Raw genomic sequence first — 22,234 nt, 5'->3', positions numbered from 1 at the left:
AAGAACAGTTGGCGTCTATGGTGCCGGAGAATGCCGCGGACTCATTATCCGCCGAGCCGGACCACCCGCATCAAAGCCTCGACATCTGTCGCGGGCAGCGCGACCGCGCCGTCGACCAGCCGTTCCACGGAGGCCTCCGGCCACCTGCCGGCCAGCAGCCGCCGCACCTTGCCCGCGACCCGGTCGAATTCGAGGGGGTTGCCCGCGTGCCCGCTCGCGGCGAGCACCTCGGCGGTCGCCTGCCGGCCGTCCCGGGCCACCAACTGGATCCGGGCGCCGAGGTGCCGGGGCGGCATCCGGTCGAGCCGGTCGTCGACGGCCAGCCGGGTCACCGACTGGAGGCGCGCGAGTTCCGGGTCCGCGATCCGGCCCGGATCCAGATGGGACAGATCGAACCCGCCGTCGCGGACTCCGCAGGCGACCACGTACGGGGTGCTCATGCTCGCGGCCAGCGCCGTCGACGGATGGGCCCGGCCGAGCACGTCGACCATCTCGCGGAAGCCCCAGCCGTTGATCTCCACGATCTCGGCGGCATCGCGACCCAGTTCGGCACGGGCGGTCATCGCCGCCTCCAACGCGGCATGCGTCGCGCCCGAGGAGGGGTACAGCTTCTGGCCCGCCAGCATCAGCATCGGTTCGCCGCCCAGCCCTTCGGTGAGGCTGTCGAGGTCGACCTCATCGGAGGCGGCGGCCAGGTAGCCCCGGTCGGCCGCCAGCGGCTCGTCGGTGGCGCGCAGGCCGGCGTGCGCGGCGAGACCGGCGAGCAGTCCCTCCCGGGACGCCTGCCCGGACAGGGCGTACCAGGCGTCGGAGAAGTACGCCGCGCCGACCACGCCCGCCGCCGCGTTGACGGCCAGGCCGATCGCCGCCTGGTAGACCTCGGCCCGCTGCTCGCCGCCCACCTTCAGGCTCGCCACAGCGGCAGCCGCCGCGTTGCACCCGCCCCGCGGGTGCCAGCCCCGGTCGAACGCCGACCGGCCGAGAGCGGTGCCGATCCGCATGGTGACCTCGTATCCGACCACCGCTGCCTCGACGAGTGCCCGGCCGGAGGCACGTACCTCCTCGCCGCGCGCCAGCAGCGCCGGGAACGTGCCGACACCCGGATGCCCGAGCGAGCCGTGCCAGACGTCGTCGAGGTTGGGGCCGGACGAGCCCGCGACGCCGTTGAGGAACGCCGCCCGGTCGGGTGCCACGCGCAGGGCGGTCCCGACGACGGTGCTCAGGCCGGGCTCACCGCCGCCCATGCGCAGTTCGGTGGAGACCCAGCGCCGGTGGTGGTCGCGGGTGCTGCCGAGCACCGCCACCCCGAGGTGGTCGAGCAGCAGTCCGCGTACCCGCCCGACCAGGTCGGCGGAGAGGTCGTCGTACCGCAGGTCGGCGGCCCAGCGCGCCAGCGCGGCGGTCGGATTCATCTCAGCCCTGCTTCCAGCGGGTCGCCCAGCGCTCCAACGTGATGATCAGTTGGGAGAGGACGACCGACACGCATGCCACGAGCGCGACGCCGGCCAGCACGCCGGTGGTGTTGAAGAAGGCGGCGGCGTTGGCGATGATGTAGCCCACGCCCTGGTTGGACGAGATCAGCTCACCGACGACCGCGCCGATCACGGCCTGCGGCACGGCGATGCGCAGACCGGTCATCACCCACACCGCGGCTGACGGCATGACGACCCGGCGGTAGATGGTCAGCCGGTTGGCCCCCATGATCCGCAGCGAGTCGATGAACAGCGGGTCGACGTCACGCGCGCCGGTGAACGTGTTGTAGAAGACCAGGAAGAAGGAGATCAGTCCGACCAGCACGATCTTCGAGCCGAACCCGATGCCGAACCAGAGCACGAACAGCGGGGCCAGGGCGAGCTTCGGCATGCTGTAGACGACCGTGACGAACGGGTTGAGCACCGCCGCGGTGGTCGGCAACCGCCCCAGGGTGAAGCCGACGAGCACGCCGGCCACACTGCCGATCGCCAGGCCGGCGCCGAACTCCTGCAACGTGATGAGCAGGTGCGGCCAGATCGAACCGGTGCGGAACCACTCCAGCAACTGCTGCCCGATCGCGCTGGGCGAGCTGGTGAAGAACGGGTCGACCACCCGGCCGGACATCCACTGCCACGAACCGAGCCAGACGACCACCACGGCGATCTGCCCGAGTGCGATCTTGATCTTCGGATTGAGCTTGCGGGGCGGCCTGGCGGTGTCCGGCCCGGCGTCCGGCGCGGTGACCGCGCTGCGGCTGACCGTCTCGGTGTCACTCATGGCTTCGCCATCTCCTTCTCGCCTGCGTGGATCTCCCGCCCGAGGTTGTGCCAGACGCGGCGGCGTACCTCCTGGTACTCCGCGGTGAACTGAAGCTGTTCCAGGTCCCGCGGGCGGGGCAGGTCGACCTCGATCACGTCGACGATGCGGGCCGGGCGGGCGCTCATCACCACGACCCGGTCGGCCAGCGTGATCGCCTCGTCCATGTCGTGGGTCACGAACAGCACCGCCGCGCCGAGCTTCTCCGTCAGCGAGAGCAACTCGGCCTGCATGCGCAGGCGCAGGATCGCGTCGAGTGCGCCGAACGGCTCGTCGAGCAGGAGCGTCTCCGGCTCGTACACCAGCGCCTGGGCCAGGCCCACCCGCTTGCGCATGCCTCCGGACAGGCCGGCCGGGTACGTGTTCTCGAATCCCCTGAGGCCCACCATCTCGATGTAGGTGGCGACCTTCTCGCGGCGCTCCCGTGCCGGGACCCGGCGGATCTGGAGCGGCAGCTCGATGTTCTCGGAGACCGTACGCCAGGGCAGGATCGAGTCCCGCTGGGTCATGTAGCCGATGCTGGTGTTCGGGCCGTCGATCGGCGTCCCGCGGTAGGTCAGCGACCCGCTGGTCGGCATGATCAGCCCGGAGACCATGTTGAGCAGCGTCGACTTGCCGCAGCCGGACGGGCCCAGCAGCGCGACGAACTCCCCCTCCCACAGGTTGAAGTCCACACGGGAAAGGGCGTTCACGGGACCACGGCGTCCGTGGTAGGTCATGGACACGGCCTGCGCCGAGACGACGGCGTTGCGGGCGGTTCCCGAATTCTCAGAAGGCATCCGACTTCTCCCGTGTCGCTGTCAGGCCGGCTGGAGCATGGAGCGGTCGACCTCGGCCAGACTCGATCGCCCGAGCAGGGCGAGCGACTTGACCATCTCCGCCGCGACCATCTCGAGGGCCCGCCGTACGCCGTCGCGGCCGCCGGCGCACAGCCCCATCGCCGCGAGCCGGCCCACCACCACCAGGTCGGCGCCGAGGGCGAGCGCCTTCAGCACGTCGGTGCCGCGCCGGATGCCGCCGTCGACGGCGACGCTGATCCGGCCGCCGACCGCCTCCACCACCTCGGGCAGTTGCCGGAGCGTGGCCGGGGTGCAGTCGAGCTGCCGTCCGCCGTGGTTGCTGACGATCACCCCGGCCGCGCCGATGTCGGCGGAGAGCACCGCGTCCTCGCCGGTCATCACACCCTTGATCACCACCGGTAGCGAGGTCTCGCCGAGCGCCTCGGCCAGGTAGTCGAACGTCCACACCGGCTGGCTCATGGCGCGGAACTCGCCGAACATCTCCTCGGCGTGGTCCGTCTCGCCCTGGTAGTTGCCGCGCATGACGTCCTCGTAGACGAACTGGTTGGCGAGGTTGCGGTCGCGGTAACCGGCGGTCGGGCAGTCGGCGGTGATCACGAGGCCGCGGTATCCGGCCGACTCGGCCCGGCGGACCAGCCGCCGGAAGTTGGCCAGGTTGCCGACCGGGTGGAGCTGGAACATCAGCGCCGACTCGGGTGCCACCTCGCGGATCCTCTCCAGCGGGTGGGTGGAGACGTGCGGTGCCAGGGCCAGCGCACCGACGTCCTGCGCCGCGCCGGCCACGGCGAGCTGGCCGTCCGGGTGGAACAGTCCGTCCGCGCCGAACGGCGCGGTGGCCACCGGCATCCTCAGCGGCCAGCCCAGGTAGGTCGTCTCCAGCGACGGCGGCTTGCTGCCGGTGAGGATCCGGGGCCGGAACGTCCAGCGGTCGAACTCGTCGAGGTTGGCGGCGACGCTGCGCTCGGCGCCCGCGCCGCCCTCCAGGAAGTCCCATACGGCCTGCCGCGCCCCGCTGCGGGCAGCGGCCTTGAGGTCTCCGAAGTTCTTGATGTGGGTGGAGCTCACCCCTGGTACCGAAGTCACGATCGTCTTCCCAACGTCTAGGAGCCGGCCCCGCCGGCGATGGGCAGCGCAGCTCAGTAGGACGTGCCGACCTTGTCGAAGGCCTGCTGGGCGATGGTGGCGTTCCAGGTGTCGTCGAAGCCGATCTTCTCGGCCGCGGCCGCCTCGCTGACGCTGCCGTTGATCTCGAAGGCGGTGACCACGAACTCGTTGGCCTGCTTGAACTGTTCCGGGGTCAGGACGATGCTCTTGCCGTAGATCGGGTAGTTCGACTCGAACGCCGTCTTGAAGACCTCGGGCTTGATGTCGGTGAAGATGCCGGCGAGCAGGTCGCGGAACTCGTCCTTCTCCGCCTGGATGAAGTTGAGCGACCGCTGGATCGCCCGGCAGTACGAGGCGATGGCTTCGGGGTTCTTCTCCAGGAAGTCCTCCTTGCAGGAGGCCACGATGTAGGGGAAGCCGACGAGCGGCTGGACCGGGTCCTTGGACATGTCGAAGAGGTACTTCATGCCGAGGTCGGAGATCGCCTGGTCGGAGATCGGCGACGAGATCGCCATGCCGTCGATCTGCTTGTTCTTCACCGCCGCGAGCATCGCCGACCCGCCGCCCTGGATCGGCACGATCTTCAGGTCCTTGTTCGGGTCGAGCTTGCCCAGGTTGCTGGCGGCGTACCGGATCAGCAGGTCCGGGGTGCTGGCGACGCCGGTGGAGGCGAGCTGCATGCCGCGCATGGCCGCGCCCCGCTGCTCGGGGGTGCTGGAGTCGCTCAGGCCGGCCTTCTCGAACGCCTCGGCGCTGATCACGATGTTCGTGGCCAGGGTGGTCACCATGCCGCAGAAGCTGATCAGCGGCTGGCCCACCGCCGTGGACTTCATGGTGTCCATCGGCGAGCCGACGACGAAATCGGCGTCACCGGCGAGAACGATGTTGGCCACCACTCCCTGCCCGGCGACCTTGCCGTTCTGCTGCAGCCCTTCCTCGGCGAAGTAGCCCTTCTTCTCGGCGACGAGGAACGGCGCCCAGATGAAGGAGGTCGCGGTCGACCGGATGGTGGTGTACGGGCCGCCGGCGTTGCCGCCGCCGGAGGCGGCGGGGGCGCCGTCCGGGCGGGAACACGCGGCCAGCAGGCCACCGGCACCGGCCAGGGCGCCGAGTCGGAGCAGGTCACGACGGGACAAAGCAGACATTGTTACTCCCGGGGGAACGAGTAAGAAAGACGAGGTGGCGCGCTCAGTGCCGGCCGAGGGTGCCGAATGCCGCCGGCGAGTCGCCGAGACCGGCCGCCCGGAAGGCGGCCCAGATACTTGCCTGGTTGGCCGTGACGACGGGGATGGAAAGGTCGTTCTCCAGCTCGGCGACCACGCCGAGGGTGGAGAGGTTCGTGCAGCTGATGAACAGCGCCTCGGCGTCCGGGTGGGCGGCGGCCCGAGCGAGGCGGTAGACGACCTCCTCGGACTGCTGCGCGATGGCCGAGACCGGTGTGCGGGCGAGCGGGAAGTGCGCGACGCGCTCCCGCAGGCCGAGACCGACCAGGTTGACCACGTCGAGACCGTGCGCGGTGAAGAATTCGCGCAGCCGCCGGTTGAGGGTGTCGTCGTAGGGGGTGGCGACGGCGACCCGGGTGACGCCCAGCGCGCGGAGCGCCTGCACGCCGGCACCCGACGTGGACAACGTCGGGCAGCCGACGCGCTCGGCGATCCGCCCTACCAGGTCGGTCTCGTACTCGTGACCGCCGACGAAGCTGCCGGATGTGCAGCCGAAGACCACGACGTCGGCGTCGAGCTCGGACAACTGCTCAGCGGCGCGCAGGGCGTCGTCGGCCATGGTGACCAGACCGGCGGGGTCGAGCCGGGGAATCACCATCCGGGCCGCGTGTGCGGATGCGCCGCGGGGCAGTACGGAGGAGATCTCCGGCTCCATAGTCATGTTGACGTGCGGGACGATCAAGCCGATTCGGGCTCGCCAGCCGTGCATCGTCGTCACCTCCTGGCGGCCCGGTGCCGGGGCGTAGGTTTAGTGGTGAAGCGGAATCGTTCGCCTGAGTGGAACGCCGGTCCGCTATGTATGCCGGGACGCTAATGGCTCGTCCCGAGCCCCGTCAAGGGTGGAAAAGCAGCCGGAACAAAACGTCCGGCCGGCTCACCGCCAGCGGCCGACCAGATCGTTGACCAGGCACGACGACGAAACCTCCGACCGACCGAGGCGACGCAGGGCGCGATACGCCGCGGCCACCGACGAGGAGAGCACCGGCACGCCGAGCTCGTCGCCGACCGCGGCGACGGCCTCGACCGTCGGCATGCCGGTGCCGCTGAGCAGCACCACCGTGCCCGGGTCGGGCCGCAGCCCACGCAGCAGGGCGGTGACCTCGGCGGGCGTGATCGCGTAGATGCCGTTCGGCGCCGGCGCCTTCGCCACGCCGGCCACCGTGAGCCCGGCGGAGGTCCAGTACCCGACCGCCAGGTCGGTGAGCCAGTCCGGGTACGGCGAGACGACCAGCACCCGCGTGCGGCCGAGTTCGGCGAGCGTCTCCAGGATCGCCCGGGCCGCGGTCAGCCCCCGTCCGGCGCCCGCCGCCTCGATCGCCTCGTGCAGCCGCGCGTCGCCGTCCGTTCCCACCAGGTAGGACGAGCCGGTGCAGGCGAAGTAGGTGACCCCGGGCCGGGCCGGGAGCAGCGTGCCCGTGGTGGAGGTGAGCGCGTCGTTGTAGCCGAGCAGCCGCTCCTTCAGGGTGCCCGGCAGCTGCGGCAGCGGCGCGATCCGGACGTCGACCGCAGCGGGCAGCAGGGCACGCAGCTCGGTCGCCACCGTCGGGTTCTCCGGCGGCACCAGTGCCGCGACCCCATCACCGCCGCTCCCGCCGGTCGACGCGTCGATCCGGTTCGGCTCCTCACCCATGACAGCCACCGCCTTCCAGTTCGCTGATCGTTCCGAGACTCGGCCCGAACCGTTGACAGGCCGGGCCGTGGCACGACAGTATCCACCTTGTTCCGCCTGGGAAACCATCGTTCGTTTGACAGGAACAACTCTTATCTCGGATGGGCGCCCCAGGAACCCCGAGGCAAAGGTGTGCAGACTGACATGTGGAATCGCCCTGACGTCGACTTCGTCTCGACCCAAGACCTGCCCTGGGCCCCGGTCCCGGGCGGTCAGTTCGGCTCCGGCCACGGCGGCGGCCTGCGCAAGACGCTCTCCGTCGACGAGGAGGACGGCGCCCGCACCGAGCTGCTCGCCTTCACCAACCGGCAGCAGGGGGTGCTGAGCGCCCAGGCCGACATCTTCGTCATCGCCGGCCGCGGCACCGTCAACGACGAGCCGTACGCCCCGGGCACGTACCTGCACGCCCAGGCGATGACCGAGCTCGACTGGGTGCCCGGCGTCGGTGAGACGGTGCTGTACTTCGGCCCGCACAGCACGCCGGACTTCGCCGCCGGACCGGGGGCGGGAGCACTCACCGTGCTGCACGAGACCCGCGACGAGTGGGTGTCGATGGGCTGGCGGGGCGACGAGCCGCAACCGGCCGACGTGCGGATCCGCTGGCTGCGCCGCGACGAGGCCGGCATCGTCTTCCTCGTCGGCATGCTCCCCGGATACACGGCGGTCAACGAGGAGAAGCACCCGGTCTACGAGGAGTCCTTCAAGATCGCCGGGGATCTGATGCTGGGACGCCGCGGTGTGGTCAAGCCCGGTGGCTACTTCTTCCGCAGCCCGCAGACCTGGCACGGCCCGCTCTACAGCCGCACCGGCAACCTCTCCCTGATCCGCAAGAACGACTTCGGCAGCACCGACTACCGCGACCCGCTGCCGGGACACGACCTGGGCAGCCTCGTCCCCGCCTTCTACGACCGCGACGCCTCGTTGACGCCGAGCCTCGGGCCGTCGCAGCGATGAGTGAGCCCGGCCAGCTCGCCGCGATCCGGGCCGAGCGCGGCTACCTGCTGTCGTACCACGAGGTGTACGCCCGCACGGAGCCCGGCTTCCTGGACGCGTACACCCGGCTCTACCGCCGGTTCACCCTCGACGAGCGGCACCTGCCGGCCCGCGAGCGGGAGCTGGTCTGGGTCGGTCTGCTCGTCGCCGACGAGGAGGCGGTGGGCTCGCTGCACGTCGAGCGCGGGTACGCCGCGGGGCTGACCACCGACGAGATGGCGCAGGCGACAGCGGTGGCCGGGGCGGCGGCCGCGTGGCGGCCGATCTTCTTCGCCGCGCGGGCCTGGGCGACCACGCTGCCGATGGACGGCTTCACCCGCTACCACGCCCTGCTCGCCGCCGCCGCGCCGGACCTGTCCGACCGCGAGACCGACCTGATCGCCGTCGTGGTGCACGCGGTGCACCAGCAGGAGGAGGCGTTCCTGCACCACCTCGACCGGCTGTACGCCGCCGGGGTGCGGGAGCGGGACGTCGCCGAGGCGATCAGCTACCTGCTGCTGCCGCGCGGCGCCAACGCGCTGCTCTGGGCCACCGACCAGTGGCTGAGCGCCGTGGAGTCCGGCCGCGTCACCCCCACCGGCGAGCTGACCGGCGTCAACACCCGGACCCGCCGCTCATGACCTCGCTGGTGGTCGGCGGACGTGGGGCGATCGGCTCCGCCGTGGTCGACGCCCTGCGCCGCGACGGGGAGACGGTCCACGTACTGGACCGGACCGACGGCGTGGACGCCGCCGACCCGCGCCAGGTACGCCAGTTCCTGGACGCGCTCCCCGAGGCCCCGACCCGGGTGGCACACCTGGCCGGATCGGTCGGGCACGGCGGACTGCTCGACGTCTCGCCCGAACAATGGCGGCAGGTGCTGGACGACAGCCTGACCAGCGCCTATGTCGTGGTCCGGGCGGTGCTGCCGGCCATGCTCGCGGCCGGTGCCGGCGCCATCGTGCTGATGAGTTCGGTCAACGGCCGGCACGGCGGGAACGCGCTGTCCGGGCCGGCCTACGCGGCGGCGAAGGCCGGGGTGCTGGCACTGACCCGCAACATCGCCAAGGAGTTCGGCGGCCGGGGCGTACGGGCCAACGCGGTGGCACCCGGACCGGTGCGGTCGGTGATGACCGAGCGCCTGTCCACCCGGGAGCTGTCGGACCTCGTCAGTCAGGTGCCGCTGCGCCGGCCCGCCGAGCCGGCGGAGGTCGCGGAGACGATCGCCTTCCTGCTCGGGGAACGCGCGAGCTACGTCAACGGCGCCACCGTCGACGTCAACGGCGGGATGTGGACGGGATGACCGGGACCGTACGAGTAAGGAGGTACCAGCGGTGACCGAACGGGAGAACCGGACGGACGGGCACGGCCCGCTGCGCGGCATCCGGGTGCTGGACGTCTCGACCATTCTGGCCGGGCCGCTCTGCTGTCAACTGCTCGGCGACTACGGCGCCGACGTCGTCAAGATCGAGCACCCCGTCGCCGGGGACAGCATGCGCGGCCACGGCGAGGCCAAGGACGGCGTGCCGCTGTGGTGGAAGGAGATCTCGCGCAACAAGCGGACCGTCGGGCTCAGCCTCTCCGACCCCGACGGCGCCGACATCTTCCTCCGGCTCGCCGCCACCGCCGACGTCGTGGTGGAGAACTTCCGCCCCGGCACGCTCGAGCGGTGGGGCGTCGGCCCGGACCGCCTGCACGAGGTCAACCCCGGGCTGGTGATCGTCCGGATCACCGGCTTCGGTCAGACCGGCCCCTACGCCGCCCGCCCCGGCTTCGGCACGCTGGCCGAGGCGATGAGCGGGTTCGCCCACCTGACCGGCGAGGCGGACGGCCCGCCGACGCTGCCCGCGTTCGGCCTGGCCGACAGCATCTGCGGCATCGCCGCGTCCTCGGCCGCGGTGATGGCCCTCTACGCCCGCGACGCCCGGGGCGGCCGGGGCCAGGTCGTCGACCTGAGTCTGCTGGAACCCATCATGGCCGCCGTCGGCCCCGGCCCGATCGCGTACGACCAGCTCGGCGTCGTCGGGCAGCGGCACGGCAACCGCTCGACCAACAACGCCCCGCGCAACACCTACCGCACCCGGGACGGGCGCTGGGTCGCCGTGTCCACCAGCGCGCAGGCGATCGCCGAGCGGGTCCTGCGCCTGGTCGGTCACCCCGAGGTCGTCGACGAGCCGTGGTTCCGCTCCGGCCGGGAGCGGGCCGCGCACGCCGACCTCCTCGACGCGTACGTGGGCGGCTGGATCGCCGAACGTACCCGTGACGAGGTGCTGCGCGAGTTCAGCGCGGCCGGCGCGGCCGTCGGCCCCGTCTACGACGCGCGGGATCTGGTGGAGGACGAACACGTCCGGGACACCGAGATGATCACGACGGTGGAGGACGACGACCTCGGCCCGATGCGCATGCACAACGTGATGTGGCGGATGTCGGACACGCCGGGCCGGATCCGGTTCACCGGACGCGCCCTGGGCGCCGACACCGACGATCTGCTCGGCAACGAGCTGGGCTGCACGCCCGAGGTCCTGGCCGAGCTGCGCGCGCGCAAGGTCGTCGCCTGACCACCCCCGCGGTCGGTCGACCGATTCCGAAAGATGAGGAACAACCCGTGACACCCCCAAGCCAAGCCACCGTCGCCGATCCGCTGCTCGCGGCCGTCCGTGGCGGAGTGACCGTCTACGACCTCGGCCGCCGGCTCTCCGTCGGCATGCCCCAGTCCCCCAACCACCCCGCCTACTGGCACTCCCTGCCCCGCCGGCACGGGGACATGGTCCGCTCCGACGGCGGCTCCGCGGCGAACGACATGATCACCATGGGTACGCACGTGGGCACGCACATCGACGCGCTCGCGCACGTCTCGCACCAGGGCCTGCTCCACGGCGGCGCGGACGCGGTCGAGGCGGGCCGGGGCGGCCGGTACGTGGAACTGGGTGCGCACACGATCGCCCCGATGGTGCGCCGTGGCGTGCTGCTCGACGTACCTCGCGCGATCGGCGCCGGGGACGGCTGCCCGGCCGGTTACGAGATCACGCCGGACGACCTCGCGGCCACCGAGGCAGCACAGGCCACGCCCGTCGGCGCGCACGACGTGGTCCTGGTGCGCAGCGGCTGGGGCCGGTTCTTCGAGCACGAGGACCGCAACGTCTACATGGGCCTGGAGTCCGGGGTACCGGGCGTCGGCGAGGCCGGGGCGGTGTGGCTCGCCGACCGCGCGGTGCACGCGGTCGGGGCGGACACCATCGCCTTCGAGCGGCTGCGCCCGGGCGCGGCGCACAGCGTGCTGCCGGCGCACCGGGTGCTCCTGGTGGAACGCGGGATCTACATCATCGAGGCGATGGCGCTGGAGGAACTGGCCGCCGTCGGAGTGCACGAGTTCACCCTGATCCTGGCACCGCTGCCGCTGTTCGGCGCGACCGGATCGCCGGTGCGCCCGCTGGCGGTGGTCGGGCATGGCTGAGCTCACGCTGGCCGAGCGGCTCGCCGCGTTCGCCGCGGCGACCACGCACACCGGCCTGCCCGACGACGTACGGCACAGCGTCCGTCAGCGGGTGCTCGACGTGCTGGGCCTCTGCGTCGCCGCGTACCGGCTGCCGACGAGCACCGCGGCGGCCGGGTTCGTGGCCGACCAGGGCGGCCGGCCCGAGGCGCACGCCGTCGGCCTGCCCGAGGCGGTGCCGGCCGCGCAGGCCGCCTTCGCCAACGGGGTGCTCGCCCACTCCCTCGACTACGACGACACACACCTGCCCTCGGTGCTGCACCCCAGCGCCGGCGTCGTGCCGGCCGCACTGGCCGCCGCCCAGGCTGCGGGGGCCGGCGGCGGGCAGTTGACGGCGGCCGTCGCGGTCGGCCTGGAGGTCGCCGTCCGTCTCGGCATGGCCGGGTACGACCGCAAGCTGGGCAACTCGGTCTTCTTCGAGCACGGACAGCACGCCACGTCGATCTGCGGGGCGATGGGCGGTGCCGCCTCGGCGGCGCTGCTGTTCGGCCTCGGCGCCGAAGGGGTCGCCAACGCCCTCGGCGTCACCGCCTCCTTCTCCGCCGGCATCATCGAGGCCAATCGCACCGGCGGCACCGTGAAGCGACTGCACTGCGGGTGGGCGGCGCACTCGGCGGTCACCGCCGCACAGCTCGTCAAGCGCGGTTTCACCGGCCCGCCGACCGTCCTGGAGGGCAGGTTCGGCTTCTTCCGCGCCTTTCTGCGGGACGAGGTCGACCTGGACCAGGTCACCGGCGGGCTGGGCGAGGACTGGTCGGTGCCGGGGATCTTCTTCAAGCCGTACCCGGCCAACCACTTCACCCACGCCGCGATCGACGCCGGGCTGCGGCTGCGCGAGCGCGGCGTGCCGCTGGACCGGATCACCCGAATCGAGCTGCGGGTGCCGGCCGCGGTGATCCGCACGATCGGCCAGCCGATCGAGGTCAAGCGGGCTCCGGAGACCGGCTACCAGGCGCAGTTCTCCGGCCCGTACGCGGTCGTCGCGGGCCTGCTCGGCGGATCCGGGCTCGGCGTCGGGCTGACCGACTACACCGACGAACTGGCCCGCGATCCCCGCCGCCGCGCGCTGATGGCCACCGTGGACGTGCTCCCCGACGGCCGCTGCGACTCGATCTTCCCCAACCAGTTCCCGGCGATCGTGACGGTCCACACCGACGACGGCCGGGAGTGCACCGAGGAGGTGCTGGCCAACCGCGGCGGCCCGCAGCGTCCGCTCAGCGACGAGGAACTCGCGGTGAAGTTTCGGGAGAACGTCGCCGGCCGGCTCACCGACGAGGCCGCGCGCCGGGTCGAGGACCTGGTACTGCGCCTCGACGACCTCGACGCCATCGACGAGATCCCCCGGACCCTGGCTCGCCTGGAGGCCGGCTCACCCACCTCAAGGAGGAACCCATGACGTCCTTTGACACACTTGTGACGAACGTCCGCGTCGTACGGCACGAGTGGACGAAGCCGCAGCAGGTGGACATCGCCGTCCGCGACGGCCGCGTCGTGCAGGTCGCCGCCGGCATCGACCCGGCGTCGGCCCGGACCGTGGTCGACGGTGGCGGCAAGCTCGCCTTCCCCGGCGTGGTCGACGCGCACCAGCACTGGGGGATCTACAACCCGCTGGACCAGGACGCCGCCTCGGAGAGCCGGGCCTGTGCCCAGGGCGGGGTGACCTCCGCCATCACCTACATGCGCACCGGGCAGTACTACCTGAACCGGGGTGGCGCGTACGCCGACTTCTTCCCCGAGGTGCTCGCCACCACCGCCGACCGGTCGCACGTGGACTACGCGTTCCACCTCGCGCCGATGTCGAAGCAGCACATCGGTGAGATCCCCGACCTGGTCGAGCGGCACGGGGTGACCTCGTTCAAGGTGTTCATGTTCTACGGAAGCCACGGCCTGCACGGCCGGTCGACCGACCAGAGCAGCTTCCTGATGATCCCGAAGGACGAGCGGTACGACTACGCGCACTTCGAGTTCGTCATGCGCGGCGTCCAGGCGGCCCGGGAGCGGTTCCCCGAGCTGGCCGACGAGATCTCGCTGTCGCTGCACTGCGAGACCGCCGAGATCATGAACGCGTACACCCGGATGGTGGAGGAGGAGGGGACGCTGTCCGGGCTGGCCGCGTACCACGCCTCCCGGCCGCCGCACTCCGAGGGCCTGGCCGTCAGTATCGCCTCGTACCTGGCCCACGAGACCGGCCTGCCGACGATCAACCTGCTGCACCTGACGTCCCGCAAGGCGGTCGACGCCGCCCTGCGGATGTCGCAGGCGTTCCCGCACATCGACTTCCGCCGCGAGGTCACGGTCGGGCACCTGCTCGCCGACATCGACACCGCGAACCTGGGCGCCAAGGTGAACCCGCCGATCCGGCCGCGCGAGGACGTCGAGGCACTGTGGGAGTACGTCCTGGCCGGCAAGATCGACTGGGTGGTGAGCGACCACGCCTGCTGCCGCGACGAGGTCAAGTTCGGTGCGCCCCGGGACGACGTGTTCGTGGCGAAGTCGGGCTTCGGCGGCGCCGAGTACCTGCTGCCCGGCCTGATCTCCGAGGGCAACCGCCGGGGCCTGCCGTACCACCGGATCGCCGAGATGACCGCGTGGAACCCGGCCCGGCGCTTCGGGCTGCGCACCAAGGGCGACATCGCCGAGGGCTTCGACGCCGACTTCTGCCTGGTCGACGACGACCACACCTGGACTGTGCGGGCTGCCGACTCGGAATCGGTGCAGGAGTACACCCCGTTCGAGGGCTTCGAGCTGAGCGCCCGGGTCACCGACACGTTCCTGCGCGGCGAGCGGATCCTGGAGGCGGGTGCCGTGGTCGGCACCCCCCGCGGGCGCTACCTGGCCCGGCCGGCGTGACCAGTACACCGCGCAGCTACCTGTACGCGCCGGGCAACGAGCCGCGAAAGCTGGCCCGGGCCGCCTCGGCCGACGCCGACGCCGTGATCTGCGACCTGGAGGACGCGGTCCCACCGGCGGCCAAGTCCGAGGCCAGGCGCAACGTCGCCGCTTTCCTGGCCGACCCGCCGAAGCCGGGTGGTGAGTGGTGGGTGCGGATCAACGCCGGCTCGGCCACGGACGACGTGGCGGCGGTGGCGTGCCCGGCGCTGCGCGGCGTCGTGGTGCCCAAGGCCGAGCCGGAGTTACTCGACGAGGTAGCCGAGGCGCTGGCCCGGGCCGAGTCGGCGTGCGGACTGCCGCCCGGCACGCTGCTGGTGTTGCCGCTGCTGGAGACCCCGCGCGGCGTGCTCACCCTGGACCGGGTGGCCGCCGCGCCGCGGGTCCTGCGGCTGGGTCTCGGCGAGGCGGACCTCGCCGCCGAGCTGGGCCTGCGGCCGGGACCCGACAAGGAGGAGCTGTGGCCGCTGCGCACGGCCGTGGTGCTCCACTCGGCGGCGGCCGGTCTGGTGCCGCCGGTGGGTCCGGTCGAGACGGCGGTGCGCGACATCGAGCGCCTCGACCGGAGCACCCGGATTCTGCTGCGGCAGGGGTTCCGGGCCCGCACCGCGATCCATCCCGCACAGGGACCGGTGATCAACGACGTGTTCACCCCGTCGGCCGAGGAGGTGGCCGACGCGCGGGACGTGGTGGCACGTCTCGCCGCGGTCACCGAGCACGGGCACGGTGTCGCCGTCACGGCGGACGGCCGGATGATCGACGCCGCGGTGGCCCGAGCGGCCCACGACGTCCTCGCCCGGACGGTATGAGGACGGGCTACGGCCAGCCGGTGTCTGCCGCCACCTGGTACCGCCGGGAGGACGACCGCGGCCCGGTGAACATGGTCGAGGGCCGCCGCCGGCCGGCGCACCTGCGCAGCGATCCCCGGGTCTCCCTGACCGGCTGACCACCGCCCCCACGATGTCCGACCCGTACGGCAGAGTGTCGGGCATGACCGAACCGGAGGACCCGAAGGCCGCACTGCACCGCTACCTGCGCGGGCTACGGGAGGACCTGATCTGGAAGCTCGACGGGCTGAGCGAACGCGACGCCCGGCTTCCGCGCACCGCGAGCGGCAACAACTTCCTGGGCCTGCTCAAGCACTGCCTGAACGCCGAGGCCGGCTACTTCGGGTCCACGTTCGGCCGCGAGTTCCCCACTCCGGAGGAACTGGTCCCGTCCGAGGCGGTCGACGCGGACCCGCAGTCGGACTGGTACGCCCGGGAGGACGAGAGCAAGGACGGTCTGATCGACCTGTACCGCCGGGTGGGGGCGTTCGCGGACCAGACGATCGAGGCGCTGCCGCTGGACGCGCCGGGGCGGGTGCCGTGGTGGCAGCCCGGCCGGCAGGACGTGACGCTGCACCAGGTCATCGTGCACGTCTGCGTCGACCTGGCCCGGCACGCCGGGCACGCGGACATCATGCGCGAGCAGCACGACGCGGCGATCGGGCTGCGCCGGGACAACACGAACATCCCCGGCGGCTACGACTGGCCGGCGTACGTCAGTAAGCTGTCGGCGCTCGCGGACCGGTTCGCGTAGCCGGCTTTCCGGTACTCCGGCCGGAAAGTTCCAACCACATTTCGGACAGCGAATCGACAGGACCAGCAGCATCGTGAAGCATCTATCCCATGAAGATCCGGCCCGCCGTCGCCCCGCCGACCGCTGAGGACACCGGTCCCGCACAGGCCCTCGCCGACCGGCCCTCGGACGACCGCCCCTCCGACGAGCGTCCCTCGGACGGCGGGCCCCGGCGGCGGCCGAACCCGGAGTGGACGCTGGCGATCCTGGGCAGCCTGCTGCTGGCGGTGGTGCTGACCTGGCCGACGATGCGGCACCCGGCGACCACGATCCCCGGCGACCTCGGCGACCCGACGTTGCAGGCGTGGCAGGTCGCCTGGTCGGGGCACGCCCTGCTCAACGATCCGGCCAACCTCTGGAACTCGAACACGTTCTATCCGGAGCGCTACACCTACGCCTACAGCGACACGCTGCTCGGGTACGCGCCGTTCGGGATGATCGGCTCCGGCTTCGAGGCCGCGGTGATCCGCTACAACGTGCTCTACGTGCTGCTGCACGCGCTGGCGTTCCTCGGGGCGTACGCGCTGGCCCGGCAGCTCGGCGCGAACCGCTGGGGCGGGGCGGTCGCCGGGGTGGCGTGGGCGTACGCGCCCTGGCGGCTGGCGCACTCCGGCCACCTGAACATCCTGTCCAGCGGTGGGATCGCGCTGGCGCTGGCGATGCTGGCGCGCGGCCACGGCTGGTCGCTGCGCCACGGCTACCGGCCGGAGCGCCGCAAGCCCGGCTGGGCGGTGGCCGGATGGCTCGTCGCGGCCTGGCAGGTCACGCTCGGCTTCGGCATCGGGCTGCCGCTCGTCTACTTCCTGCTGGCCGCCGTGCTGGTGGCAGCCGGCTGCTACGGCTGGTCCTGGTGGCGCAGACGGGAGCGGCCCCCGTTCGGCCGGCGGCTGCTCGTCGCCGACCTGGCCGGCGGCGCCGTGTTCGGCACCGTGACGCTGCTGCTCGGGCTGGTCTACCTGCGCGTGGTCGACCTCAACCCGCAGGCGGTCCGGTCGCTGGACTGGACCAAGATGTTCTCCCCGCCGCTGATCGGGTTCGTCGCCGCGCCGGGCGACTCGTGGTTGTGGGGGGAACGGCACGCCGCCGCCCGCGAGCAGCTGACCTGGCCGCCGGAGATGGCGTTGTTACCCGGCATGACGCTGATCGGGCTGGCCGCGGCGGGGTTGTTCGTCTCGGCGTACCCGGTGCGGCACCGCGTGGCGCTGGGCCTCGGCGTGGCCGGGACCGTGCTGCTGGGCCTGGGCGCCACGCTCGGCGGGGACGGCGACCCGGGCTACCTGACGTTGTCCACGCTGCTGCCCGGCTGGGACGCGTTGCGCACCCCGGGCCGGATGATGCACTGGACCAGCCTGCTGCTGGCGGTGCTGGCGGCCGGGCTGGTGACCGCGCTGGCGGAGTCGTGGCGCCGGCCCACGGCCGCGCGCGCGTCCCGGGCCGTGGCGACGCTGGTCTTGCTGGTGCCGCTCGCCCTGGTCACGCTGGAGGGCGTCAACCGCACGCCGCATCCGGCAGTGCCGACGCCACCGGCCGCGATGCGGACCGCGCCGGAGCCGATGCTGGTGCTGCCCGCCGGTGGGGTGGGCGACCTGAACTACATGCTGTGGTCGACCGACGGATTCCCCCGGATCACCAACGGGCTCGGCGGTTTCGAGCCGGTCACCCAGGCCCAGACGCGGGTCGCCGTGGCGACGTTCCCCGACGCGGGCAGCGTGGCCTACCTCCGCGGGATCGGCGTGCGGTCGGTCGTCGCGGTGCCGAGCCGCGCGGCGGGCATGCCGTGGGAGGGCATCGAGACCCGGCCGGTCGACGGGCTGGGCATCACCCGGGAGGATGTCGATGGCACGCTTGTCTACCGCCTCTGACAGCTCTACCGCCTCTGACAGCGCGGGCGCACGATGCGTGGGCCCGGGCCGGGCGGGGTGAGCGCCGTGCGGTTGTCGGTGGTGGTGCCCTGCTTCAACGAGGAAGCCTCGGTGGAGCGGCTGCACGAGATGCTCAGCACCGCGCTCGCCGAGCTGTCCGACGTGGACGTCGAGGTGGTGTACGTCGACGACGGCAGCGAGGACGGCACGCTGGCGGCCCTGCGCCGGCTCGCCGCTGCCGATCCGGCCGTCTGTTACACGTCGCTGAGCCGCAACTTCGGCAAGGAGGCGGCCATGCTCGCCGGCCTGCGCCGGGCCACCGGCGACGCGGTCGTCCTCATGGACGCCGACCTGCAGCACCCGCCGCGCCTGCTGCCCGAGATGGTGATGCTCTATCGCCAGGGGTTCGACCAGGTGATCGCCCGCCGGGACCGCCGTGGCGACCGGTTCATCCGGATGGTCGCCTCGCGCTCCTTCTACCGCCTGGTCAACTGGTGGATAGACGTACGCCTGCTCGACGGCGCCGGTGACTTCCGGCTGCTGTCCCGGCTCGCGGTGAACGCGATCCTGGCGATGCCGGAATACAACCGCTTCTCCAAGGGCCTGTTCTCGTGGATCGGTTTCCGCACCGCGGTGGTGGCGCACCGCAACGAGACCCGGCAGGCCGGGCGGAGCCGCTGGACGTTCGGCAAGCTGTTCAACTACGCGTTCGACGGCCTGCTGTCGTTCAACAACCGGCCGCTGCGCCTGGCCATCTACGGCGGCCTGTTCCTGACGCTCATCGCGGTGGGCTACATGGCCTGGGTGGTCGCGGACGCCGTGGAGAAGGGCATCGACGTGCCCGGCTACACCACCATCATCGTCAGCGTGATCGGACTCGGCGGCATCCAGATGATGATCCTCGGGGTGATCGGTGAGTACATCGGCCGGATCTACTACGAGACCAAGCGCCGTCCGCACTATCTGGTGCAGGAGACCGAGCACATCGTCGACACCCCCGGCCGGGTGTCCCGGATTCCGGAGCAGCGTACGGCCACCGGTGAGTCGATGGCCGGCGATACCGGCTGAGCGGCTCGGTGAGCTGCGGTTGCCAGGCGCGGTTGTGCCACTGGCCGTCGACGTCGTGCGTCGGTACGCCGTCGGCGGTCAGCCCGGTCACGGCGACGTCGTCCAGCCAGGTACGTAGCTGACCGGCGGAGCCGTCCACCATGAACTCCAGGCACGCCCAGCGGTTGGTGGGCAGCGGCACGCTCTGCTCCACCCCCGCGGGGCTCTGCTCGGGCAGCATCGCGGTGTCGGACATGGTGATCATCGTTCGCCGCCCTTCCGGTAGGAGAGCATGGAACGACGCGCCACGGGTGATCCGTGCACCACCGCGGCGTACAGGTACCACAACCCGAACCGGACGCTCAGGGCCTGCCCGATGGCCGCGGTCACCACGAAGATGCGAGCTTCGTCTTATTCGCCGTTTCGTGCCGCTCTTGCCGCTTATCACGCACAATCGAGAGGACGCGCGTGAGCACGCACGAGAGGCCGGGACGGGAAACGGCGATGGCCACTTTCGAGTACCGCTGCCGGCAGGACGGCAGCTTCGACGTCACGCTGCCGGTCGGCGCCGCCGGCCCGTCGACGGCCTGCCCCCGATGCGAGGGCCCGGCGACTCGGGTGTACTCCGCGCCCCGGCTGGGCCGCATGCCGGCGGCGCTGCGCGAGGCCATGGACCGGACCGAACGCAGCGCGGAACAGCCGGAGGTGGTCGGGCGGGTGCCCGGCCGTCGCCCGGTACGCCGCTCGACGAACCCGGCCCACGCCCGCCTGCCCCGATGGTGACCACGAGAAGGGCTCCACGCCGTGCCTGAACTGCTGTTCTCCCTCGACTCCGCCAAGAGGTTCACCGACCAGGAGAAGGTCGGGCACAACCGCTGGCACCCCGACATCCCGCCCGTGGCGACGGTCCGGCCCGGACAGTCGTTCCGCGTCCACTGCCGCGAGTGGTTCGACGGCGCGATCCACAACGACGACTCCGCCGAGGACATCCGGGACGCCCCGCTGACCCGGGTCCACGCCCTCAGCGGGCCGTTCGCGATCGAGGGCGCCGAGCCGGGCGACCTGCTCATGGTCGACATCCTCGACCTGGGCCCCATCCCGCAGGAGTCCGGTCCGCTGGCCGGCCAGGGCTGGGGTTACACGGGCATCTTCCCCACCGGCAACGGCGGCGGTTTCCTCACCGAGCAGTTCCCCGACGCGTACAAGGCGGTCTGGGACTTCACCGGCCGCAAGGCCACCTCCCGGCACATCCCCGGGGTCTCGTTCACCGGGATCGCCCACCCGGGGCTGATGGGCACCGCCCCGTCCGCGTCGCTGCTGGCCACCTGGAACCAGCGGGAGGGCGCGCTGATCGCCACCGCGCCCGACCGGGTGCCGCCCCTGGCCCTGCCGCCGGAGCCGCAGGACGCGATCCTCGGCGGCCTCACCGGCCCCGACTTCGACCGGGTGGCCGCGGAGGCGGCGCGGACCGCTCCGCCCCGGGAGAACGGCGGGAACCAGGACATCAAGAACTTCACAGTCGGCAGCCGGGTCTTCTACCCGGTGTACGTGCCGGGAGCCAACCTGTCCCTCGGCGACCTGCACTTCTCCCAGGGCGACGGGGAGATCACCTTCTGCGGCGCCATCGAGATGGGCGGCTTCGTCGACCTGCACGTGGACCTGATCAAGAACGGCATGCAGACGTACGGCATCACCGAGAACACCATCTTCGTCCCGGGCGACACCCCGCCGCAGTACTCCCGGTGGCTGGCCTTCTCCGGGCTCTCCGTCACCCTCGACGGCGAACAGCGGTACCTCGACTCGCAGCTGGCCTACCAGCGCGCCTGCCTGCACGCCATCGACTACCTGACCCGCTTCGGCTACCAGCCGGAACAGGCGTACCTGCTGCTCGGTGCCGCACCGATCGAGGGCCGGCTCTCCGGCGTGGTGGACATCCCCAACTCCTGCGCGACCGTCTACCTGCCCACCGAGATCTTCGACTTCGACATCCGCCCCTCGGCGTCCGGTCCGACCCGGATCGACCCGGGCCGGGGCGCCCCGAAGGCCACAATGAGCTGAGCGCCTGACCGCACCACCTTTGACATGGCCGTCATCCGACGGCCGCGAGGAAATCCGAGTAGAACAGGCCCAGACCGGCCGCGACGCAGACGCCGGCCACGATCCAGAACCGGACCACGATTGTCGACTCGCTCCAGCCGGCCAGTTCGAAGTGGTGGTGCAACGGCACCATCCGGAAGACGCGTCGCCCGGTGGTCCGGTACGAGACGATCTGGATCACCCAGGTGGTGGTGATGATGACGAACAGCCCGCCGATCAGGATCGAGAGCAGCGTCGTACGGGTCACCACCGCGAGCCCGCCGATCAGGCCGCCCAGCCCGAGCGCGCCCACGTCACCCATGAAGATCCGCGCCGGTGAGGTGTTCCACCACAGGAAGCCCACGCAGGCGCCGGCCGCCGCTGCCGCGATCATCGCGATCTCCAGCGGATCGCGGACCTGGTAGCAGTACTCGTCCACGCGGGCGTACCCGTCGTCGGCGCACCAGTGCCGGTACTGCCAGAAGCCGATCAGCGAGTACGCGCCGAGCACCAGGATCGACGCGCCGGTGGCCAGGCCGTCGAGGCCGTCGGTGAGGTTCACCCCGTTCGACATCGCCGTGATCACGAAGATGAAGACCAGGACCGCGCCGACCTTGCCGACGTCCAGCCAGCTGATGTCGCGGATGAGCGAGATGTGCTCGCTGGCCACGGTCTGACCGTTGGTGCTGGGCACATACAGCGCGGCCACGCCGAACCCGCCGCCGACGAGGGCCTGGCCGAGCAGCTTGCCCTTGGCGGACAGCCCGTCGGAGTTGCGCTTGCGCACCTTGAGGAAGTCGTCGAAGAAGCCGACCGCGCCGCAGAAGACGAACAGCCCGAGCAGCACCAGGGCCGTCATCGTGGGCCCCTCCTGCGCGATCTGCCGCTCCGGCAGGGTGGTCAGGGCGAGGTGCCCGGCGACGTACGCCAGGACCGTCGCCACGATGAAGACGACGCCGCCCATCGTGGGCGTGCCCACCTTGTGCTCGTTGCTGGCCAGCCCGATGGACCGGATCGGCTGACCGGCCTTCAGCGCGCTGAAGACGCGGACCGCCACCGGCGTGCCGAACAGGGAGACGACGAACGCGACAGCGGCCGCGACGATGACCGCCCTCATCGGCCGGCCTCCACGAGACCCGGAATCTCATCGATCACGACACGTGAGCTTGCCATCCGGCGGCGGACGGAGC

The 22,234-nt window shown here is 71.6% G+C and carries 22 protein-coding genes and 1 pseudogene; 13 read left to right on the top strand and 10 right to left on the bottom strand.

All coding sequences use genetic code 11. The features are described 5' to 3' along the window. Positions 1-44 precede the first annotated feature (44 nt). The 7 genes from C569_RS0114035 to C569_RS0114005 all read right to left on the bottom strand — a co-directional run bounded on the left by C569_RS0114035 (position 45) and on the right by C569_RS0114005 (position 7,046). Positions 45-1,412, bottom strand: coding sequence for an MmgE/PrpD family protein (locus tag C569_RS0114035; protein WP_018786412.1), 1,368 nt, complete (start codon positions 1,410-1,412; stop codon positions 45-47). 1 nt (position 1,413) lies between these two features. Continuing rightward, a complete protein-coding gene (locus C569_RS0114030) occupies positions 1,414-2,250 on the bottom strand; it encodes an ABC transporter permease (RefSeq protein WP_018786411.1) in 837 nt (278 codons plus the stop codon). Next, positions 2,247-3,068 (bottom strand): ABC transporter ATP-binding protein, encoded by an 822-nt coding sequence (locus C569_RS0114025; RefSeq protein ID WP_026268130.1) that lies wholly within the window; start codon positions 3,066-3,068, stop codon positions 2,247-2,249. The genes C569_RS0114030 and C569_RS0114025 overlap by 4 nt, the downstream gene beginning before the upstream one ends. Before the next feature lie 21 nt (positions 3,069-3,089). Next, the gene (locus tag C569_RS0114020; protein ID WP_018786409.1) at positions 3,090-4,154 is read right to left on the bottom strand and encodes an alpha-hydroxy acid oxidase; all 1,065 of its coding nucleotides are present in this window, start codon (positions 4,152-4,154) and stop codon (positions 3,090-3,092) included. Between the two features lie 71 nt (positions 4,155-4,225). Next, positions 4,226-5,338: an ABC transporter substrate-binding protein gene (locus C569_RS0114015; RefSeq protein WP_081635953.1), complete on the bottom strand. Its 1,113-nt coding sequence runs from the start codon at positions 5,336-5,338 to the stop codon at positions 4,226-4,228. 43 nt (positions 5,339-5,381) lie between these two features. Then, on the bottom strand, positions 5,382-6,077 hold the full coding sequence (locus C569_RS30275) for an aspartate/glutamate racemase family protein (RefSeq protein ID WP_196806726.1): 696 nt from the start codon (positions 6,075-6,077) through the stop codon (positions 5,382-5,384). 213 nt (positions 6,078-6,290) lie between these two features. Further along, positions 6,291-7,046 carry a hypothetical protein gene (locus C569_RS0114005; RefSeq protein ID WP_018786406.1) on the bottom strand — a complete coding sequence of 252 codons (756 nt, stop codon included), beginning with the start codon at positions 7,044-7,046 and terminating at the stop codon, positions 6,291-6,293. A gap of 183 nt (positions 7,047-7,229) precedes the next feature. Between C569_RS0114005 and C569_RS0114000 the strand changes: the two genes are divergently transcribed. From C569_RS0114000 to C569_RS0113945, 11 genes are all read left to right on the top strand, one after another. Beyond that, complete coding sequence (locus C569_RS0114000) at positions 7,230-8,039, top strand: hypothetical protein (protein WP_018786405.1); 810 nt, start codon at positions 7,230-7,232, stop codon at positions 8,037-8,039. Continuing rightward, on the top strand, positions 8,036-8,698 hold the full coding sequence (locus C569_RS0113995; protein WP_018786404.1) for a carboxymuconolactone decarboxylase family protein: 663 nt from the start codon (positions 8,036-8,038) through the stop codon (positions 8,696-8,698). The genes C569_RS0114000 and C569_RS0113995 overlap by 4 nt, the downstream gene beginning before the upstream one ends. Then, complete coding sequence (locus tag C569_RS0113990) at positions 8,695-9,360, top strand: SDR family NAD(P)-dependent oxidoreductase (protein ID WP_018786403.1); 666 nt, start codon at positions 8,695-8,697, stop codon at positions 9,358-9,360. The genes C569_RS0113995 and C569_RS0113990 overlap by 4 nt, the downstream gene beginning before the upstream one ends. Positions 9,361-9,391: 31 nt before the next feature. Continuing rightward, positions 9,392-10,615 (top strand): CaiB/BaiF CoA-transferase family protein, encoded by a 1,224-nt coding sequence (locus C569_RS0113985; protein ID WP_018786402.1) that lies wholly within the window; start codon positions 9,392-9,394, stop codon positions 10,613-10,615. A gap of 47 nt (positions 10,616-10,662) precedes the next feature. Next, positions 10,663-11,511 carry a cyclase family protein gene (locus C569_RS0113980; protein WP_018786401.1) on the top strand — a complete coding sequence of 283 codons (849 nt, stop codon included), beginning with the start codon at positions 10,663-10,665 and terminating at the stop codon, positions 11,509-11,511. Continuing rightward, on the top strand, positions 11,504-12,946 hold the full coding sequence (locus tag C569_RS0113975) for an MmgE/PrpD family protein (protein WP_018786400.1): 1,443 nt from the start codon (positions 11,504-11,506) through the stop codon (positions 12,944-12,946). Before C569_RS0113980 ends, C569_RS0113975 begins: the two co-directional genes overlap by 8 nt. Then, complete coding sequence (locus C569_RS0113970; protein WP_026268129.1) at positions 12,943-14,400, top strand: dihydroorotase family protein; 1,458 nt, start codon at positions 12,943-12,945, stop codon at positions 14,398-14,400. The genes C569_RS0113975 and C569_RS0113970 overlap by 4 nt, the downstream gene beginning before the upstream one ends. Beyond that, positions 14,397-15,248 carry a CoA ester lyase gene (locus tag C569_RS0113965; RefSeq protein ID WP_018786398.1) on the top strand — a complete coding sequence of 284 codons (852 nt, stop codon included), beginning with the start codon at positions 14,397-14,399 and terminating at the stop codon, positions 15,246-15,248. The genes C569_RS0113970 and C569_RS0113965 overlap by 4 nt, the downstream gene beginning before the upstream one ends. 181 nt (positions 15,249-15,429) lie before the next feature. After that, positions 15,430-16,020 (top strand): DinB family protein, encoded by a 591-nt coding sequence (locus tag C569_RS0113955; protein WP_026268128.1) that lies wholly within the window; start codon positions 15,430-15,432, stop codon positions 16,018-16,020. A gap of 89 nt (positions 16,021-16,109) precedes the next feature. After that, on the top strand, positions 16,110-17,921 hold the full coding sequence (locus C569_RS0113950) for a hypothetical protein (protein ID WP_018786395.1): 1,812 nt from the start codon (positions 16,110-16,112) through the stop codon (positions 17,919-17,921). Positions 17,922-17,954: 33 nt separating this feature from the next. Further along, positions 17,955-18,989, top strand: a complete 1,035-nt coding sequence (locus C569_RS0113945) for a glycosyltransferase family 2 protein (RefSeq protein ID WP_026268127.1) — start codon at positions 17,955-17,957, stop codon at positions 18,987-18,989. A 16-nt stretch (positions 18,990-19,005) separates the two neighbouring features. On the opposite strand, the pseudogene C569_RS35050 reads toward C569_RS0113945, so the two are convergent. Both C569_RS35050 and C569_RS34740 read right to left on the bottom strand, forming a co-directional pair. After that, positions 19,006-19,224, bottom strand: a pseudogene (locus C569_RS35050) (cellulose-binding protein); the annotation flags it as partial. Between the two features lie 5 nt (positions 19,225-19,229). Beyond that, positions 19,230-19,358, bottom strand: coding sequence for a hypothetical protein (locus C569_RS34740; protein ID WP_255327270.1), 129 nt, complete (start codon positions 19,356-19,358; stop codon positions 19,230-19,232). Positions 19,359-19,472: 114 nt separating this feature from the next. On the opposite strand from C569_RS34740, the gene C569_RS0113935 reads away from it, so the two are divergent. Both C569_RS0113935 and fmdA read left to right on the top strand, forming a co-directional pair. Beyond that, positions 19,473-19,751, top strand: coding sequence for a zinc ribbon domain-containing protein (locus C569_RS0113935; protein ID WP_018786392.1), 279 nt, complete (start codon positions 19,473-19,475; stop codon positions 19,749-19,751). A 21-nt stretch (positions 19,752-19,772) separates the two neighbouring features. Then, positions 19,773-21,026, top strand: a complete 1,254-nt coding sequence (gene fmdA, locus C569_RS0113930) for a formamidase (protein ID WP_018786391.1) — start codon at positions 19,773-19,775, stop codon at positions 21,024-21,026. Positions 21,027-21,057: 31 nt separating this feature from the next. Here fmdA and mraY read toward each other — a convergent pair whose 3' ends face one another. Next, positions 21,058-22,161, bottom strand: coding sequence for a phospho-N-acetylmuramoyl-pentapeptide-transferase (gene mraY, locus C569_RS0113925; RefSeq protein WP_018786390.1), 1,104 nt, complete (start codon positions 22,159-22,161; stop codon positions 21,058-21,060). Between the last annotated feature and the right edge of the window lie 73 nt (positions 22,162-22,234).

The sequence above is a fragment of the Micromonospora sp. CNB394 genome, assembly GCF_000374985.1.
Classification (GTDB): Bacteria; Actinomycetota; Actinomycetes; order Mycobacteriales; family Micromonosporaceae; genus Micromonospora; species Micromonospora marina.
Note: the sequence above shows the minus strand (reverse complement) of the source record. Positions and strands in the feature narration are given on the sequence as shown.

Coding starts and splice junctions, on each gene's coding strand:
- C569_RS0113995 (WP_018786404.1), top strand. CDS start 8,036: ATGAGTGAGCCCGGCCAGCTCGCCGCGATCCGGGCCGAGCGCGGCTAC.
- C569_RS0113945 (WP_026268127.1), top strand. CDS start 17,955: ATGCGTGGGCCCGGGCCGGGCGGGGTGAGCGCCGTGCGGTTGTCGGTG.
- C569_RS0113935 (WP_018786392.1), top strand. CDS start 19,473: ATGGCCACTTTCGAGTACCGCTGCCGGCAGGACGGCAGCTTCGACGTC.
- C569_RS30275 (WP_196806726.1), bottom strand. CDS start 6,077: ATGACTATGGAGCCGGAGATCTCCTCCGTACTGCCCCGCGGCGCATCC.
- C569_RS0113970 (WP_026268129.1), top strand. CDS start 12,943: ATGACGTCCTTTGACACACTTGTGACGAACGTCCGCGTCGTACGGCAC.
- C569_RS0114035 (WP_018786412.1), bottom strand. CDS start 1,412: ATGAATCCGACCGCCGCGCTGGCGCGCTGGGCCGCCGACCTGCGGTAC.
- C569_RS0114030 (WP_018786411.1), bottom strand. CDS start 2,250: ATGAGTGACACCGAGACGGTCAGCCGCAGCGCGGTCACCGCGCCGGAC.
- mraY (WP_018786390.1), bottom strand. CDS start 22,161: ATGAGGGCGGTCATCGTCGCGGCCGCTGTCGCGTTCGTCGTCTCCCTG.
- C569_RS0114025 (WP_026268130.1), bottom strand. CDS start 3,068: ATGCCTTCTGAGAATTCGGGAACCGCCCGCAACGCCGTCGTCTCGGCG.
- C569_RS0114005 (WP_018786406.1), bottom strand. CDS start 7,046: ATGGGTGAGGAGCCGAACCGGATCGACGCGTCGACCGGCGGGAGCGGC.
- C569_RS0114000 (WP_018786405.1), top strand. CDS start 7,230: ATGTGGAATCGCCCTGACGTCGACTTCGTCTCGACCCAAGACCTGCCC.
- C569_RS0113975 (WP_018786400.1), top strand. CDS start 11,504: ATGGCTGAGCTCACGCTGGCCGAGCGGCTCGCCGCGTTCGCCGCGGCG.
- C569_RS0113990 (WP_018786403.1), top strand. CDS start 8,695: ATGACCTCGCTGGTGGTCGGCGGACGTGGGGCGATCGGCTCCGCCGTG.
- C569_RS0113955 (WP_026268128.1), top strand. CDS start 15,430: ATGACCGAACCGGAGGACCCGAAGGCCGCACTGCACCGCTACCTGCGC.
- C569_RS0114015 (WP_081635953.1), bottom strand. CDS start 5,338: ATGTCTGCTTTGTCCCGTCGTGACCTGCTCCGACTCGGCGCCCTGGCC.
- C569_RS0113950 (WP_018786395.1), top strand. CDS start 16,110: ATGAAGATCCGGCCCGCCGTCGCCCCGCCGACCGCTGAGGACACCGGT.